The sequence below is a fragment of the Streptomyces sp. NPDC048182 genome (assembly GCF_043202555.1).
In the GTDB taxonomy this organism is placed as follows: domain Bacteria; phylum Actinomycetota; class Actinomycetes; order Streptomycetales; family Streptomycetaceae; genus Streptomyces.
This window is the reverse complement of record NZ_JBIDAQ010000002.1, coordinates 445,448-458,454: the sequence shown is the minus strand read 5'-3', so window position 1 is coordinate 458,454 and position 13,007 is coordinate 445,448. Positions and strand designations below refer to the sequence as shown.

The following is a 13,007-nucleotide window of genomic DNA, read 5'->3' as shown; positions in this document are numbered from 1 at the left end:
TCCGGGCGGGCGGGTCAGAGGATGCCCGCCCGGCCGGCGGCAGCGATCCAGGACGGGAACTCGGAGAGCAGGCGGTCGTACAGCTCCGGGTCCGGGACGGTGCTGATGTCGTCCACGGCGAAGAAGCCCACGTTGTCGACGCGGCGGCCGGGCAGCGTGTCGAAGCGCTCGAGCACGCCGTACTTCGCCCGGCCCAGTCCCACGAACTGCCAGAAGACCGGCTCCTCCACGGCCGCCCGCAGCTCCCGCTCGATGTCGGCGTCGCGGTAGACACCGCCGTCCGAGAAGAACAGCACCAGGGTCGGCACCGGTACCGGATGGTCCCGGACGAAGGCCCGGACCTCGGCGATCACCTTCTGCTCCTCGTTCTGGACGCCGACCTCCCGCATGTCCACCTGGTTGGGCTCCAGCCCCTTCTTCCGGCCGCGGCGGAACAGCGAGATCTCCCCCGCGCGAACGTGCAGCCGCAGCCACTCGGGCAGCTCACCGAGGACCAGATCGGGCAGGCGGGCCGGGTTCGAGGCGAAGGTCCAGGCCTGCATCTCCCCGTCGTCGTCCAATTGCGCGGCGACGGCGGCCATCCGCTCCACGACATCGGCCACCACGCCGTGCGCGTAGAGGTCGACCATCGAGCCGGAGGCGTCGAGGACCAGAACGACGCGCGCGGTGATGCCGGACGCGCCGTGTTTGTGCAGGCTGACCGCCACCTGCTCCTTGCGCAGGGACAGCCGTTTGCGCATCTCCACCGGCAGCCGCTCCTCGCCCTTGACGAGGCGGGGCCCGGCGGGGCTTCCCGTGGCCGGCGGCGCCGGCTGGGCCGATGGCACGGCAGGCGACGGCGGCGTGGGGGCCGGCGGTGTGAGGGTCCCCGGCGTGGGGGGCGGCGTCGGCGGGGAAGCGTCGTCCACCGTGATGCCGTAGTCGGTCGCCACCCCGGCCAGCCCGCTGGCGTAACCCTGCCCGACCGCGCGGAACTTCCACCCGCCCTGCCGCCGGTACAGCTCGCCGCCGACCAGTGCCGTCTCCGTCCCGGCCGTCATGTCGAAGCGCGCCAGCTCGGTGCGCGAGGCCGCGTCCAGCAAGCGCAACGACAGCCCAGGCACCTGGCCGAACGTGCCGCCGTCCGCCGACGCGCACAGGACGACGCGGTCGACGGTCGGCTCCAGCGCGCCGAGCGCCACCTCGACGGTGTCGGCCACCACCCCGCCGGCGCCCCTCGCCTCCTTGCCGAGGTGGGTGACCGCGCCGGACGCGTGCCGGGGCTGGTTGTAGAAGACGAAGTCGCCGTCGTCCCGCACTCGTCCGGCCGAGGTGAGCAGCAGCGCCGAGGCGTCGACCTCGGGCACGCCCGGCCCCGAGGAGCAGACGAGTTCGACGCGCACCGCGGTGGAGCCGACGGCGAGGTTGGCGCCTTTGCCCACGGAGGTGGCAGTCATGGCTTCATGATGCCCATCCGGAGCTCCGGTGGGGAGGGAGAAGGCGAGCGGTCCCGCCCCCTCCCCGGTGCACGCCGGGCCGCCGGCCGGGGTCAGTCGGCCAGCGGCAGGTAGACCCGGTTGCCGCTCGCCGCGAACTCCTTGGACTTCTGCAGCATGCCCTCGGTGATCTCGTCGTCGGAGGCCCCCTCGGCCGCCGTCCCGCCGAACCGCTCGTTGATGCTCTGGCTGATCTTCATCGAGCAGAACTTCGGACCGCACATCGAGCAGAAGTGAGCGGTCTTCGCCGGCTCGGCCGGCAGCGTCTCGTCGTGGAACTCGCGGGCCGTGTCCGGGTCGAGGGCCAGGTTGAACTGGTCCTCCCAGCGGAACTCGAAGCGGGCGTCCGACAGCGCGTCGTCCCACTCCTGCGCCCCCGGGTGCCCCTTGGCGAGGTCGGCGGCGTGCGCGGCGATCTTGTAGGTGATGACGCCGGTCTTCACGTCGTCGCGGTTGGGCAGGCCCAGGTGCTCCTTGGGCGTGACGTAGCAGAGCATGGCCGTGCCCCACCAGGCGATCATCGCGGCGCCGATGCCCGAGGTGATGTGGTCGTACGCCGGGGCGACGTCCGTGGTCAGCGGGCCGAGCGTGTAGAACGGGGCCTCTTCGCAGATCTCCTGCTGGAGGTCGATGTTCTCCTTGATCTTGTGCATCGGGACGTGGCCCGGCCCTTCGATCATGGTCTGCACGTGGTGGCGCTTGGCGACCGTGTTCAGCTCCCCGAGCGTGCGCAGCTCGGCGAACTGCGCCTGGTCGTTGGCGTCGGCGATCGATCCGGGCCGCAGGCCGTCACCGAGGGAGTACGTGACGTCGTAGGCGGCGAGGATCTCGCAGAGCCCCTCGAAGTTCTCGTAGAGGAAGGACTCCTTGTGGTGCGCCAGGCACCACGCCGCCATGATCGAGCCGCCGCGCGAGACGATGCCGGTCTTGCGGTTCGCGGTGAGCGGCACGTAGGCCAGCCGCACCCCCGCGTGCACGGTCATGTAGTCCACGCCCTGCTCGGCCTGTTCGATGACCGTGTCCTTGTAGATCTCCCAGGTCAGCTCCTCGGCCCGGCCGTCGACCTTCTCCAGGGCCTGGTACAGCGGCACGGTGCCGATGGGCACGGGGGAGTTGCGCAGCACCCACTCGCGGGTGGTGTGGATGTTGCGGCCGGTGGAGAGGTCCATGACCGTGTCGGCGCCCCAGCGGGTCGCCCAGGTCATCTTCTCCACCTCCTCCTCGATGGAGGAGGTCACCGCCGAGTTTCCGATGTTGGCGTTGACCTTCACCAGGAACCGCTTGCCGATGATCATCGGCTCGATCTCCGGGTGGTTGACGTTGGCGGGCAGCACGGCCCGGCCGGCGGCGATCTCGTCCCGGACGACCTCCGGGGCGACGTTCTCCCGGATGGCCACGTACTCCATCTCCGGGGTGATCTCGCCCCGGCGGGCGTACGCGAGCTGCGTCACCGCCTGGCCGCCCCGGCCCCGGCGCGGCTGCCGGGGCCGCCCGGGGAAGACGGCGTCGAGGTTGCGCAGGCCACCGCGCGGCGAGGTGTGCTTGATGCCGTCGTCCTCGGGGCGGACGGGGCGGCCGGAGTACTCCTCGGTGTCACCGCGGCCGATGACCCAGTTCTCCCGCAGCGGCGCCAGGCCCCTGCGGACGTCGGTGTCGACGAGCGGATCGGTGTACGGCCCGGAGGTGTCGTAGAGGGTGACCGCCTTGCCGTTGGTGAGATGCACCTGACGGACCGGCACTCGCAGGTCGGGGCGCGAGCCCTCGACATACCCCTTGTGCCAGCCGATGGACTTCCCGGCCTCCGCGTTGGGCGCCTCGTGCGTGTTCGGCGCGTCCTGCGCGTCCTGCGTGTTCTGCGTGGAGGCAGGCGTGCGTGCGTCCTTGATGGTCATGAGACCTACTCCCTACGCCGGCATTACCCGGTAACAGGTTCGGCGGTCGACGCAGCCATGTCCGTCTGTCGATGTTCCACGTGAAACATCGCTGGGACGGAGGTCAGCGCCCTCTCAGCCCGGTGCTCCGAGCTCCCGCGTGTACAAAGGTGCCCCCACGCTAGCGTCAATTCGGGCGCGGTGAACAGAGGGCCCCCCTCGTTCTTGCGATGATCGGTCGGTGACCACACCGCAGCGCCCTCCGTACTCGCCGCGCGATCCCCGCCCCACACCGGCGCCGGACGCCGGCGACGGGCACGGCCACGACCAAGGCGGTGGCCATGGCCACGGCGGCGGACACGGCGGTGGACACGGCGGTGGACATGGCGGCGGGCATGGCGGTGGACACGGCCACTCGCATGCCCACAGCCACGGCCCGGCGGCGCCCGTCTCCCGGCATCTGCGCAAGGTCATCGCCGCGATCCTGATCCCGTTCACCGCCGCCGTGGTGGTCGGCCTCGCGGTGCTCTGGCCGGGCGGCGCACCGTCCCACGAGCGCACCGGCGTCGGCTTCGACCGGCAGACGCAGCAGGCCACCGTGGCGAACGTGGCCGAGGTGAGCTGTGCGTCCGTCAACGCCTCGGCGGACACCCCGACCGGCGACACCTCCACCGCGGAGGGCTCCTCCGCCGTGCAGCAGGCGAACGGCGCGTGCAAGAAGGCGACGATCCGCGTGGACACCGGTAAGGACCGGGGCCGCACGTTCACGGAGATCGTCCAGCCGGACCAGACGCGGCAGCTGCACGAGGGCCAGAAGGTGGTGGTGGCCTACGAGCCCTCCGCGCCCAGGGACCTGCAGTACTCGGTGACGGACATCGACCGCAAGCTCCCGCTCGCGCTGCTGGCCGGCATCTTCGCGCTCGCCGTGGTGGTGGTCGGCCGGCTGCGCGGCCTGATGGCGCTGATCTCCCTGGCGATCAGCTTCCTGGTGCTCAACTTCTTCATCCTGCCGGCCATCCTCCAGGGATCGAACCCGCTGGTCGTGGCGGTGATCGGGGCCAGCGCCATCATGCTGGTCGCGCTGTACCTGTGCCACGGGCTGTCCGCCCGGACGTCCGTCGCCGTGCTGGGCACGCTCATCTCGCTGCTGCTGATCGGCGTCCTGGGCTCGCTGTTCCTCGGCTGGGCCGCCCTCACCGGCAACACCGACGACAACACCGGCCTGATCCACGGCCTGTACCCGTCGATCGACATGAGCGGTCTGCTCCTCGCCGGGGTCATCATCGGCTCGCTCGGCGTCCTGGACGATGTGACGGTCACCCAGACGTCGGCCGTCTGGGAGCTGCACGAGGCCAACCCGGTCATGGGCTGGCGCGGCCTGTACCGGGCGGGCATCCGCATCGGCCGCGACCACATCGCCTCGGTGGTCAACACCCTCGTCCTCGCCTACGCGGGCGCCGCACTGCCGCTGCTGCTGCTGTTCTCGATCGCACAGAGCAGCGTGGGCACGGTCGCCAACAGCGAACTGGTCGCCGAGGAGATCGTGCGCACGCTCGTCGGCTCCATCGGGCTGGTGGCGTCGGTGCCGGTCACCACGGCACTCGCCGCCCTGGTCGTGTCGGCCGACCGGCCGCCGGGGCGGGCCGCGGCGGTGCCGGCCGGATCGGTGCCCGGTCCGGCGGGTGCGGTACGGGGCGGACGGGGCCGGCGCCGCAAGCGCTGAGCGGCGCACGCGGTGCGCCGGGCGCCGCGCGGCTCCGGCCACCTGACGCAGCCGCGCCTCGGGGACAGAACCGCCTCAGCGGGCAGAAGCGCCTCCGCGTGCAGAACCGTTCCTGCGGATACCGGGAGCCTCATGCGCCGCCGCGTCCGCGCCGCATCAGCCCGCGCTCTGCTCCTCCGCCAGGATGCGGTCCAACGCCTCGTCGAGATGGGCGTCGAAGTCGGCCAGCGCTCCCTCCTGCCCCAGCGGCACCAGCTTGTCGGTGCGGTCCAGGAACGCCACCAGCGGCGCCGCCGAGGAGCGGAACAACGCCTGGTCGCTGCCCACCTGAAGCCGGATCAGCACCTCCGCCAGCGGCTCGGGGTCGACGGGGGCGATGCGGACGTCGCCGTCACCGCACGGCCTGCCCACCCCGTCCACCAGCAGCTCCCGGCCGAAGGTCCAGGTCACCGGGGCGTCCCCGGGGAGATGGAAGGTCAGACGCACGGCGTAGGGATCGCTGGTCGCGTACCCCAGCTCCACCGGGATGCGGAATGACAGCTCCTCGGACACGAGAAAGCTCATCATGACCTCTGCCTGCACGGAATCACCCATCGCCTACCCCGTCATTCGCCTCGACCGGCCGGGAATCAACCCTGTGACACATCAAACCTCTGACACTGGAGGCATCTTGCTCAACGTACACACCAGATCACAAGGAGTGAGTTTTCAGATACTGATAGACAGCGCGAGCGACCCCAGCCGCCGGGCCATCTCGCTCTGCAGCACCTGGGCCGCGGGCAGCAGCCGATCCGCCTGACGGGCGGGCAGGGACAGGGCCATCGTGGCCGCCACGGAGCCGACCGTGAGGGGGATCGCGGCGCAGACGGTCCCCAGGGCGTACTCCTGCCGCTCGGTCACCGGTGCCATCCTGCGCAGGCGTTCGAGCCGCTCCAGGAGCCCGCGACCGTCACGCACCGTGTACGGCGTCAGGGTCCGCACCGGGTGACGGTCCAGGTGATCGCGCCGGGCGTCCTCGTCGAGCTGCGACAGCAGGCACTGGCCGACGGCGTGGGCGTGCCCGGTCTCGCGGAAGTCCGCCCACTCCACGGCCGCCGGGCTGCCCGAGGAGTCGGAGACGCACGCGACGTCGATCTCGCCCTCGCGGTACACGGCGAAGTACACCGGCGCCCCGATCGCGTCGCGCCAGTGCGCCATCGCGTCGGCCATCGTGCCGCGCCGCAACTGCTCGGCACCGCTGCTGCTCAGCCGCTCGGCGGCCGGGCCGAGGAAGAACAGGCCCTTCTCGCGGCGCAGATAGCCCTCGTGGACCAGCGTGCGCAGCAGGTGGTAGGCCGTGGGCAGCGCCAGCCGCGTCTCGCGGGCAAGCTGCTTGGCCGGGGCGCCGTACGCGTGGCTGGCGACGCACTCCAGCAGGCGCATGGCGCGCTGCACCGAGCCGATGAGGGTCGCGGCGGGCGGAGCCGTGGGGGGAGGGGCCCCGGCGGGCGTCGCCCTGCGGTCCGCGTGGGGCTGCGCGGGCAGACCCGGCAGCGGTACGAAGGCGGTGTCAGCCGTGGCCAAAGATCACTCCCGGAACTCGAGGGGCAGCCCGTGCCGGGGGACACGGGGCGGGGAACGCCGCTCGCGGGGTCGCCCCCGCGCGGAATTCCGGACTCTAATCGCCGGTCACCGCCCCTCGCCGGGCCGTGCGCGAAACTTCCCCCGCGCGAGGGAACCGGCGGCGCCACCCGTCACCTCCGCCGGTCCGCCCCCGCGCTCACCAGTCGGAGCGCGACGACGACCCCGCCATGAACTTGCGTACGACGTAGATCAGTCCACCGACCACCGCGACGAGGACCAGCAGCTTGAAGAGCAGACCGATCAGGAAGCCGACCACAGTGGCGATCAGTCCGCCGAACACGAGCAGAGCGATGGCCGGCACCACGATCCACTTCACCCACCACGGCACGCCCGTGAAGATCTCTCGCATCGCCCTCGTCCTCGTCTCTCTGTGGCCTCTCGGCCCGGATGTCCTGCACTCGATGCTAGGACCGCCGGGGGCCGCCGCGGGCGCCTCGCATCCCTTGTTCCCCCCTGACCGATCCCCTAGGGAACCCCGAGACCCGGCTCAGCTCTCGGGCGGAGAGAACACCACCAGCACCCGCAGGTCCTCGCTGATGTGGTGGAACTTGTGGACGACCCCGGCGGGCACGTACACCACGCTGCCCCGGGCGACCTGGGTGGTCTCCGGGCCCACGGTGATCGAGGCGCGGCCGCTCACCACGAAGTACACCTCGTCCTGCGCGTGCGGCCGCTGCGGGTCGGCCGCCCCCGCGTCGAGGGCGTACAGGCCGACCGACATGTTCCGCTCACGCAGGAACTGCAGGTAGGCACCGTCGTTGGCGGCGCGCTCCGCCTCCAGTTCGTCCAGCCGGAATGCCTTCATCGTCTCGCCCGTCCCCGCCTCGCCGTTCGTCACCGTTCGCGTCTGCCACGATCAGACACATGAAGAATTTCCTCGTCAAGACGATCGCGAACGCAGGCGCCCTGGCCGTCGCCGTGTGGCTGCTGGACAAGATCACGCTGACCGGCGGCAGCACCGGGCGCAAGGCCGTCACCCTGATCGTGGTCGCCGTGGTCTTCGGCCTGGTGAACCTGCTGATCAAGCCGATCGTACGGGTGCTGACCCTGCCCCTGTTCATCCTGACGCTCGGCCTGTTCACGCTGGTGGTCAACGCGCTGATGCTGCTGCTCACGTCCTGGCTGGCCGACAAGCTCGACCTGAGCTTCCACGTCGAGGGATTCTGGACCGCCGTGCTGGGCGGCCTGATCGTCTCGATCGTCTCCTGGGCGCTCAACGCCTTCCTGCCCGACGAGGACTGACCCGACCATGACCTACCGCGTCTGCTTCGTGTGCACGGGCAACATCTGCCGCTCACCGATGGCCGAGGCCGTCTTCCACGCGCGCGTGGCGGAGGCCGGACTGGAGCACCTCGTCGAGGCCGACAGCGCCGGCACCGACGGCTGGCACGAGGGCGAGGGCGCCGACCCGCGCACCCTGGCCGTGCTGGAAGAGGGCGGCTACCTCCTGGACCACACCGCGCGCCGGTTCCAGCCGTCCTGGTTCGCCCGCCTGGACCTCGTCGTCGCCCTCGACGCCGGGCACCTCCGGGTGCTGCGCCGCCTCGCGCCCACCGAGGAGGACGCCGCCAAGGTGCGGCTGCCGCGGTCCTACGACCCGGCCGCCGAGGGCGGTGACCTCGACGTGCCGGACCCCTACTACGGGGGCGCGGACGGCTTCGCGGAGTGCCTTGAGATGGTGGAGGCGGCGAGCACCGGACTGCTCGCCGCAGTTCGCGAACACGTGGAAGGACGGGCGGCATGAACGATCCCGCTGCGCACGACGGAACGACGGACGGCGAGGGGACGGGCGCACCCGCCGCCCCGGGCCGCGCCACCGACATCGGTGACGGCACGCGCGTGGTACGGGCGGGGCTGCCCGAACCCGTCAAGTACGAGCCGACCCTGCCGGGTCCGGTCTTCGCCGCCCACTTCCACCTGCCGGGCGACCCCACCGGGCCCTACACCTACGGCCGCGATGACAACCCCACCTGGACCCACCTGGAACGCGCCATCGGCGAGTTGGAGGCACCCGGCCGTACGGACACCGAGACGCTCGTGTTCGCCTCGGGCATGGCCGCGATCTCCTCGGTGCTCTTCTCGCAGCTGCGCGCCGGGGACGCGGTCGTGCTGCCCTCCGACGGCTACCAGGCGCTGTCCCTGGCCCGCGCCCAGCTGGAGGCGTTCGGGATCGAGGTGCGCACCGCGCCGACCGGCGGGGACGCCCAGCTCGAGGTCCTGGACGGCGCGAAGCTGCTGTGGATCGAGACGCCCTCCAATCCCGGGCTCGACGTGTGCGATGTGCGCCGGCTCGCCGAGGCGGCCCACGCCCGCGGCGCACTGGTCGCCGTCGACAACACGCTCGCCACACCGCTGGGACAGCGCCCGCTGGACCTGGGCGCCGACTTCTCGGTGGCCAGCGGCACCAAGCAGCTCACCGGCCACGGCGACATCCTCCTGGGCTACGTGGCCGGCCGCGACGCCACGGCCATGGCCGCGGTGCGACGGTGGCGCAAGATCGTCGGCGCCATCCCGGGGCCCATGGAGGCATGGCTCGCGCACCGCTCCCTCGCCACGCTCCAGTTGCGCGTCGAGCGGCAGAACGCCACCGCGCTCGAGGTCGCCCGGGCCCTGAGGGAGCGCCCGGAGATCAGCGGGCTGCGGTATCCGGGGCTGCCGGACGACCCGTCCTACAAGATCGCCTCCGAGCAGATGCTGCGGCATGGCTGCGTGGTCTCCTTCACGCTGCCCACGCGCGCGCGTGCCGACCGGTTCCTCGAGGCGCTGCGGCTGGTGGACGACGCGACGAGCTTCGGCGGGGTGCGGTCCACGGCTGAGCGGCGGGGACGCTGGGGCGGGGACGCGGTGCCGGACGGCTTCGTGCGCCTCTCCGTCGGCGCGGAGGACCCCGAGGACCTGGTGGCGGACCTGGTGCGGGCGCTGGAGGAGTCGGCCGGCTGAATCGTCCGGGCGGTGTGCCGGCGGTTCGAGCGCTGCGGCGGACCGGAACCGATCTCACCGGCACGATGTTTCACGTGGAACATGTCGGGCCACATTGTCCCCATGACCGACCGACCCGTGGTCAAGCGCACCGCCCGAGCCGTCCTGCTGGACGGTGACCACCTGATCCTGATCAAGCGCACCAAGCCCGGTGTCGATCCGTACTGGGTCACACCGGGAGGTGGGGTCGAACCGAGCGATCCCACCATCGTGGACGCCCTGCACCGAGAGGTGTACGAGGAACTCGGTGCCAAGATCACCGATGTGGTGCCCTGCTTCGTCGACACGGTGGAACACATCGGCGAGGACGGTGGCGCCACCGGCGTGAAGGTGCAGTTCTTCTTCGTGTGCCGCCTGGAGTCGATGGACCCCGCGCTCCGGCACGGACCGGAGGTCGAGGAGCCCGCCGGTGAGTACGAGATCGTCCGGGTGCCCTTCACCCGGGTCGGGATCGCCTCCGTCCACCTGGTGCCGCTGTCGCTGCGGCACTATCTGGACGGGAACATCGAGGGCGTCCCTGCTCTGCACGCGCCGGACCTCGGCTGACCATGTGACCGCGTGACCGCGTGACCAAAAGCTCGTGTGATCCTCGGGAAAGAGGTGGACGCGCACCGTCCGCGTCGGACAGCCTGACCTGCGTGCCGACTCCATCCCTCGCCGCTCTGCCGATCCGTCGTCTCACGCTCCGCGACTCCAGCGCCTGCGCCGACCTGTCCGAGGACCGGGGGTGGCCGCGCGAGGAGCACAAGTGGGGACTCCTCCTCGCTGCCGGGCAGGGCTACGGCATCGACGCCCCCGACGGCGGTCTCCTGAGCGCCTGCGTCGTCACCGAGTACGGCCCGCCCGGACGCCCCTCCCTCGCCGCGATCGGGATGGTGCTGGTGGCCGAGCGATACGCCCGCCAGGGCGTCGGACGCCGGCTCATGCGGCAGGTCGTCGCGGACCTGGGCACCACTCCCCTGACCCTCTACGCCACCCCGTACGGCCGGCCCCTCTACGAGGAACTCGGCTTCAAGGTCATCGGCCGGTCCGAGATGCTGCGTGGGCACTTCAGGGCGGAGGCCGCCGCGGCCTCGTCCACGACCCGGACCGCCACCCGCCCCGCGACCGCCGAGGACCTCACCGCGATCCTCCGGCTGGACGCGGAGGTGTTCGGCTCCGATCGCACGCACGTCCTGACCCGGCTGCCCGCCTTCGCCGACCGTTTCCGCGTCGCCGAGAAGGACGGCCGGGTCATCGGCTACGGGGCCGCCTGGCCCAACATGGACACCCACGTCATCGGCCCACTGATCGCCCGGGACACCGAGACGGCCAAGGCTCTGCTCGCCTCCCTGGCCGCCGGCACCGAGCGTCCGCTGCGCACCGACGTCGATGTCCGCCACGAGGAACTGCGGGCGTGGCTGACGGAGCACGGGCTGGCCTCCGTCGCGGTCAACTCGGTGATGACGTACGGCATCCCGGAGCTGCCCGGCGACGCCGGCCGGCGCTTCGCTCCGCTGACGGTCGCGGCGGGCTGACCGCCGGGCGGTCGCTTCAGCCGAGGCTCTCCACGGCGGCAAGGTTCTCGACCGCGGCCGTGGCGAAGCCGTGGTCCTGCTCCGGTGCCCCGCCGCCGACCCCGACCGCACCGATCAACCGACCGTCGCGGTGCACGGGCACGCCGCCGGCGATGAACAACAGCGGCCGGTCGAGCGCGGTGGGCAGGGTGTGGAACGGGCCGCCGGGCCGGACCGCGTCCACCAGTTCGGCGGTGGGGGAGTTCAGCTGGAGCGCGGTGTACGCCTTGCGGGTGCTGGTCTCGCCGGAGATGAGTACGGCTCGGTCGTCCCGGCGGAAGGCGAGCAGGTGGCCGCCTGCGTCGAGGACGGTGACGCTCACGGTGACGCCGGCCGCGTCGGCGGCGCGCTGCGCGGCGGTGACCAGGGCTTCGGCGTCCTGGATGGACAGCGGGGCGACGGCGGTGGGGGTGCTCATGGCGTGGTGCTCCTTGGTTCTGTGCGGGGGGTGGTGCGCCGGGGGGGGGCGATTCGCTGTGGGTGCGGTTCTGCGAGGGGCTTCTCAGGACTGGACGGCGGCCCGCTCCCCGCCCGGTACGGAGCCGGAGCCCGCGACGACCTTGCCGGAGGCGCTGTCCCGCCGCTCCAGCCCGGCGGAGACCAGGGCGAGGACGAGGGCGGCGACGGCCAGCATCGCGCCGACCCAGTTCGGGGCGGTGTAGCCGAAGCCGGCGGCGATGACGATGCCGCCGAGCCAGGCCGACAGCGCGTTGCCCAGGTTGAAGGCGCCGATGTTCACGGCCGAGGCGAGTGTCGGGGCGCCGTGCGCCTGGTCCAGGACGCGCTTCTGGAGGGGCGGGACGGTGGCGAAGCCGAAGGCACCGATGAAGAAGACGGTGACCGCCGACGCGATCTGGTCGTGCGCGGCGAGGGTGAAGAGGGCGAGCACGGCGGCCAGGGCGGCCAGGGCGACATACAGCAGCGGCATCAGGGCGCGGTCGGCGAACCTGCCACCGACCAGGTTGCCGGCGCTCATGCCGAGGCCGAAGAGGACCAGCAGCCAGGTGACCGAACCGCCGGCGAAGCCCGCCACGTGCGTCATCATCGGGGCGATGTAGGTGATGGCCGCGAAGACGCCGCCGAACCCGAGGACCGTCATCGCCATGGCGAGCAGCACCTGGACGTTCTTGAACGCGGCGATCTCGTGCCGCAGCCGCACACCCTCCGGCCTGGACAGGTCCGGCACCAGCTTGGCGACACCGGCGAGGCCGAGAACGCCCAGCGCGGCGACGGCGCAGAAGGTGACGCGCCAGCCCGCGAACTGGCCGATGAGCGTGCCCGCCGGCACCCCTACCACGTTGGCGACGGTCAGGCCGGTGAACATCATCGAGATGGCACCGGCCTTCTTGTGCGGTGCGACCAGGTCGGCGGCGACCACCGAGCCGATGCCGAAGAAGGCGCCGTGGGCGAGGGAGGCGACCACCCGGCCGATCAGCATGACGGAGAAGGCGGGGGCCAGGGCGGAGAGCAGGTTGCCCGCGATGAACAGGCCCATGAGGAGCATCAGCATGCGCTTGCGCGAGACCTTGGTGCCGAGCAGGGTCATCAGCGGGGCGCCCAGCATCACGCCGAGGGCGTAGCCGGACACCAGGTAGCCGGCGGTGGGGATGGAGACGTCGAAGTCGCTCGCCACCTCGGGCAGCAAGCCCATGATCACGAACTCGGTCGTCCCGATCCCGAAGGCCCCAATCGCGAGGGCCAGGAGCGCGAGAGGCATGGCGGGTGACACCTTCCGAAGAGATTGCAGGGGCGTTTTGCCGTCGCTGACAATAGTTGCACA

General features: G+C 71.6%; 14 protein-coding genes and 1 riboswitch. Of the genes, 6 read left to right on the top strand and 8 right to left on the bottom strand.

Features of this window, described 5'->3' with window-relative positions; translation table 11 throughout:
- Positions 1-14 precede the first annotated feature (14 nt).
- Positions 15-1,436, bottom strand: a complete 1,422-nt coding sequence (locus tag ACGFZL_RS05170; protein ID WP_393689355.1) for a VWA domain-containing protein — start codon at positions 1,434-1,436, stop codon at positions 15-17.
- 92 nt (positions 1,437-1,528) lie between these two features.
- Entirely contained in the window at positions 1,529-3,367 is a 1,839-nt protein-coding gene (gene thiC / locus ACGFZL_RS05165) for a phosphomethylpyrimidine synthase ThiC (protein WP_393689353.1), read from the bottom strand.
- Positions 3,360-3,516, bottom strand: a riboswitch (TPP riboswitch). It overlaps the preceding gene by 8 nt.
- Before the next feature lie 71 nt (positions 3,517-3,587).
- On the opposite strand from thiC, the gene ACGFZL_RS05160 reads away from it, so the two are divergent.
- Positions 3,588-5,069, top strand: coding sequence for a YibE/F family protein (locus tag ACGFZL_RS05160; RefSeq protein ID WP_393689351.1), 1,482 nt, complete (start codon positions 3,588-3,590; stop codon positions 5,067-5,069).
- A gap of 156 nt (positions 5,070-5,225) precedes the next feature.
- Here ACGFZL_RS05160 and ACGFZL_RS05155 read toward each other — a convergent pair whose 3' ends face one another.
- From ACGFZL_RS05155 to ACGFZL_RS05140, 4 genes are all read right to left on the bottom strand, one after another.
- Complete coding sequence (locus ACGFZL_RS05155) at positions 5,226-5,663, bottom strand: SsgA family sporulation/cell division regulator (protein ID WP_355168286.1); 438 nt, start codon at positions 5,661-5,663, stop codon at positions 5,226-5,228.
- 114 nt (positions 5,664-5,777) lie between these two features.
- Complete coding sequence (locus ACGFZL_RS05150) at positions 5,778-6,503, bottom strand: IclR family transcriptional regulator (RefSeq protein WP_393689605.1); 726 nt, start codon at positions 6,501-6,503, stop codon at positions 5,778-5,780.
- 325 nt (positions 6,504-6,828) lie between these two features.
- On the bottom strand, positions 6,829-7,041 hold the full coding sequence (locus tag ACGFZL_RS05145) for a DUF5326 family protein (RefSeq protein ID WP_393689348.1): 213 nt from the start codon (positions 7,039-7,041) through the stop codon (positions 6,829-6,831).
- A gap of 138 nt (positions 7,042-7,179) precedes the next feature.
- Positions 7,180-7,497: a cupin domain-containing protein gene (locus ACGFZL_RS05140; RefSeq protein WP_355168685.1), complete on the bottom strand. Its 318-nt coding sequence runs from the start codon at positions 7,495-7,497 to the stop codon at positions 7,180-7,182.
- Between the two features lie 59 nt (positions 7,498-7,556).
- Between ACGFZL_RS05140 and ACGFZL_RS05135 the strand changes: the two genes are divergently transcribed.
- The 5 genes from ACGFZL_RS05135 to ACGFZL_RS05115 all read left to right on the top strand — a co-directional run bounded on the left by ACGFZL_RS05135 (position 7,557) and on the right by ACGFZL_RS05115 (position 11,188).
- Entirely contained in the window at positions 7,557-7,934 is a 378-nt protein-coding gene (locus ACGFZL_RS05135; RefSeq protein ID WP_393689346.1) for a phage holin family protein, read from the top strand.
- Positions 7,935-7,941: 7 nt separating this feature from the next.
- Positions 7,942-8,436, top strand: coding sequence for a low molecular weight protein-tyrosine-phosphatase (locus ACGFZL_RS05130; RefSeq protein ID WP_393689344.1), 495 nt, complete (start codon positions 7,942-7,944; stop codon positions 8,434-8,436).
- Positions 8,433-9,632, top strand: coding sequence for a cystathionine gamma-lyase (locus tag ACGFZL_RS05125; RefSeq protein WP_393689341.1), 1,200 nt, complete (start codon positions 8,433-8,435; stop codon positions 9,630-9,632). The genes ACGFZL_RS05130 and ACGFZL_RS05125 overlap by 4 nt, the downstream gene beginning before the upstream one ends.
- Positions 9,633-9,734: 102 nt before the next feature.
- Positions 9,735-10,217 carry an NUDIX domain-containing protein gene (locus ACGFZL_RS05120; protein ID WP_393689339.1) on the top strand — a complete coding sequence of 161 codons (483 nt, stop codon included), beginning with the start codon at positions 9,735-9,737 and terminating at the stop codon, positions 10,215-10,217.
- Between the two features lie 92 nt (positions 10,218-10,309).
- On the top strand, positions 10,310-11,188 hold the full coding sequence (locus ACGFZL_RS05115) for a GNAT family N-acetyltransferase (RefSeq protein WP_393689337.1): 879 nt from the start codon (positions 10,310-10,312) through the stop codon (positions 11,186-11,188).
- A gap of 16 nt (positions 11,189-11,204) precedes the next feature.
- Here the strand turns inward: ACGFZL_RS05115 and ACGFZL_RS05110 are convergent, their stop codons facing one another.
- Both ACGFZL_RS05110 and ACGFZL_RS05105 read right to left on the bottom strand, forming a co-directional pair.
- Positions 11,205-11,645: a heme-binding protein gene (locus ACGFZL_RS05110; RefSeq protein ID WP_393689335.1), complete on the bottom strand. Its 441-nt coding sequence runs from the start codon at positions 11,643-11,645 to the stop codon at positions 11,205-11,207.
- A gap of 84 nt (positions 11,646-11,729) precedes the next feature.
- Entirely contained in the window at positions 11,730-12,944 is a 1,215-nt protein-coding gene (locus tag ACGFZL_RS05105; protein WP_393689333.1) for an MFS transporter, read from the bottom strand.
- Positions 12,945-13,007 lie beyond the last annotated feature (63 nt).

Coding starts and splice junctions, on each gene's coding strand:
- ACGFZL_RS05170 (WP_393689355.1), bottom strand. CDS start 1,436: ATGACTGCCACCTCCGTGGGCAAAGGCGCCAACCTCGCCGTCGGCTCC.
- ACGFZL_RS05155 (WP_355168286.1), bottom strand. CDS start 5,663: ATGGGTGATTCCGTGCAGGCAGAGGTCATGATGAGCTTTCTCGTGTCC.
- ACGFZL_RS05130 (WP_393689344.1), top strand. CDS start 7,942: ATGACCTACCGCGTCTGCTTCGTGTGCACGGGCAACATCTGCCGCTCA.
- ACGFZL_RS05125 (WP_393689341.1), top strand. CDS start 8,433: ATGAACGATCCCGCTGCGCACGACGGAACGACGGACGGCGAGGGGACG.
- ACGFZL_RS05110 (WP_393689335.1), bottom strand. CDS start 11,645: ATGAGCACCCCCACCGCCGTCGCCCCGCTGTCCATCCAGGACGCCGAA.
- ACGFZL_RS05145 (WP_393689348.1), bottom strand. CDS start 7,041: ATGCGAGAGATCTTCACGGGCGTGCCGTGGTGGGTGAAGTGGATCGTG.
- thiC (WP_393689353.1), bottom strand. CDS start 3,367: ATGACCATCAAGGACGCACGCACGCCTGCCTCCACGCAGAACACGCAG.
- ACGFZL_RS05120 (WP_393689339.1), top strand. CDS start 9,735: ATGACCGACCGACCCGTGGTCAAGCGCACCGCCCGAGCCGTCCTGCTG.
- ACGFZL_RS05105 (WP_393689333.1), bottom strand. CDS start 12,944: ATGCCTCTCGCGCTCCTGGCCCTCGCGATTGGGGCCTTCGGGATCGGG.
- ACGFZL_RS05135 (WP_393689346.1), top strand. CDS start 7,557: ATGAAGAATTTCCTCGTCAAGACGATCGCGAACGCAGGCGCCCTGGCC.
- ACGFZL_RS05140 (WP_355168685.1), bottom strand. CDS start 7,497: ATGAAGGCATTCCGGCTGGACGAACTGGAGGCGGAGCGCGCCGCCAAC.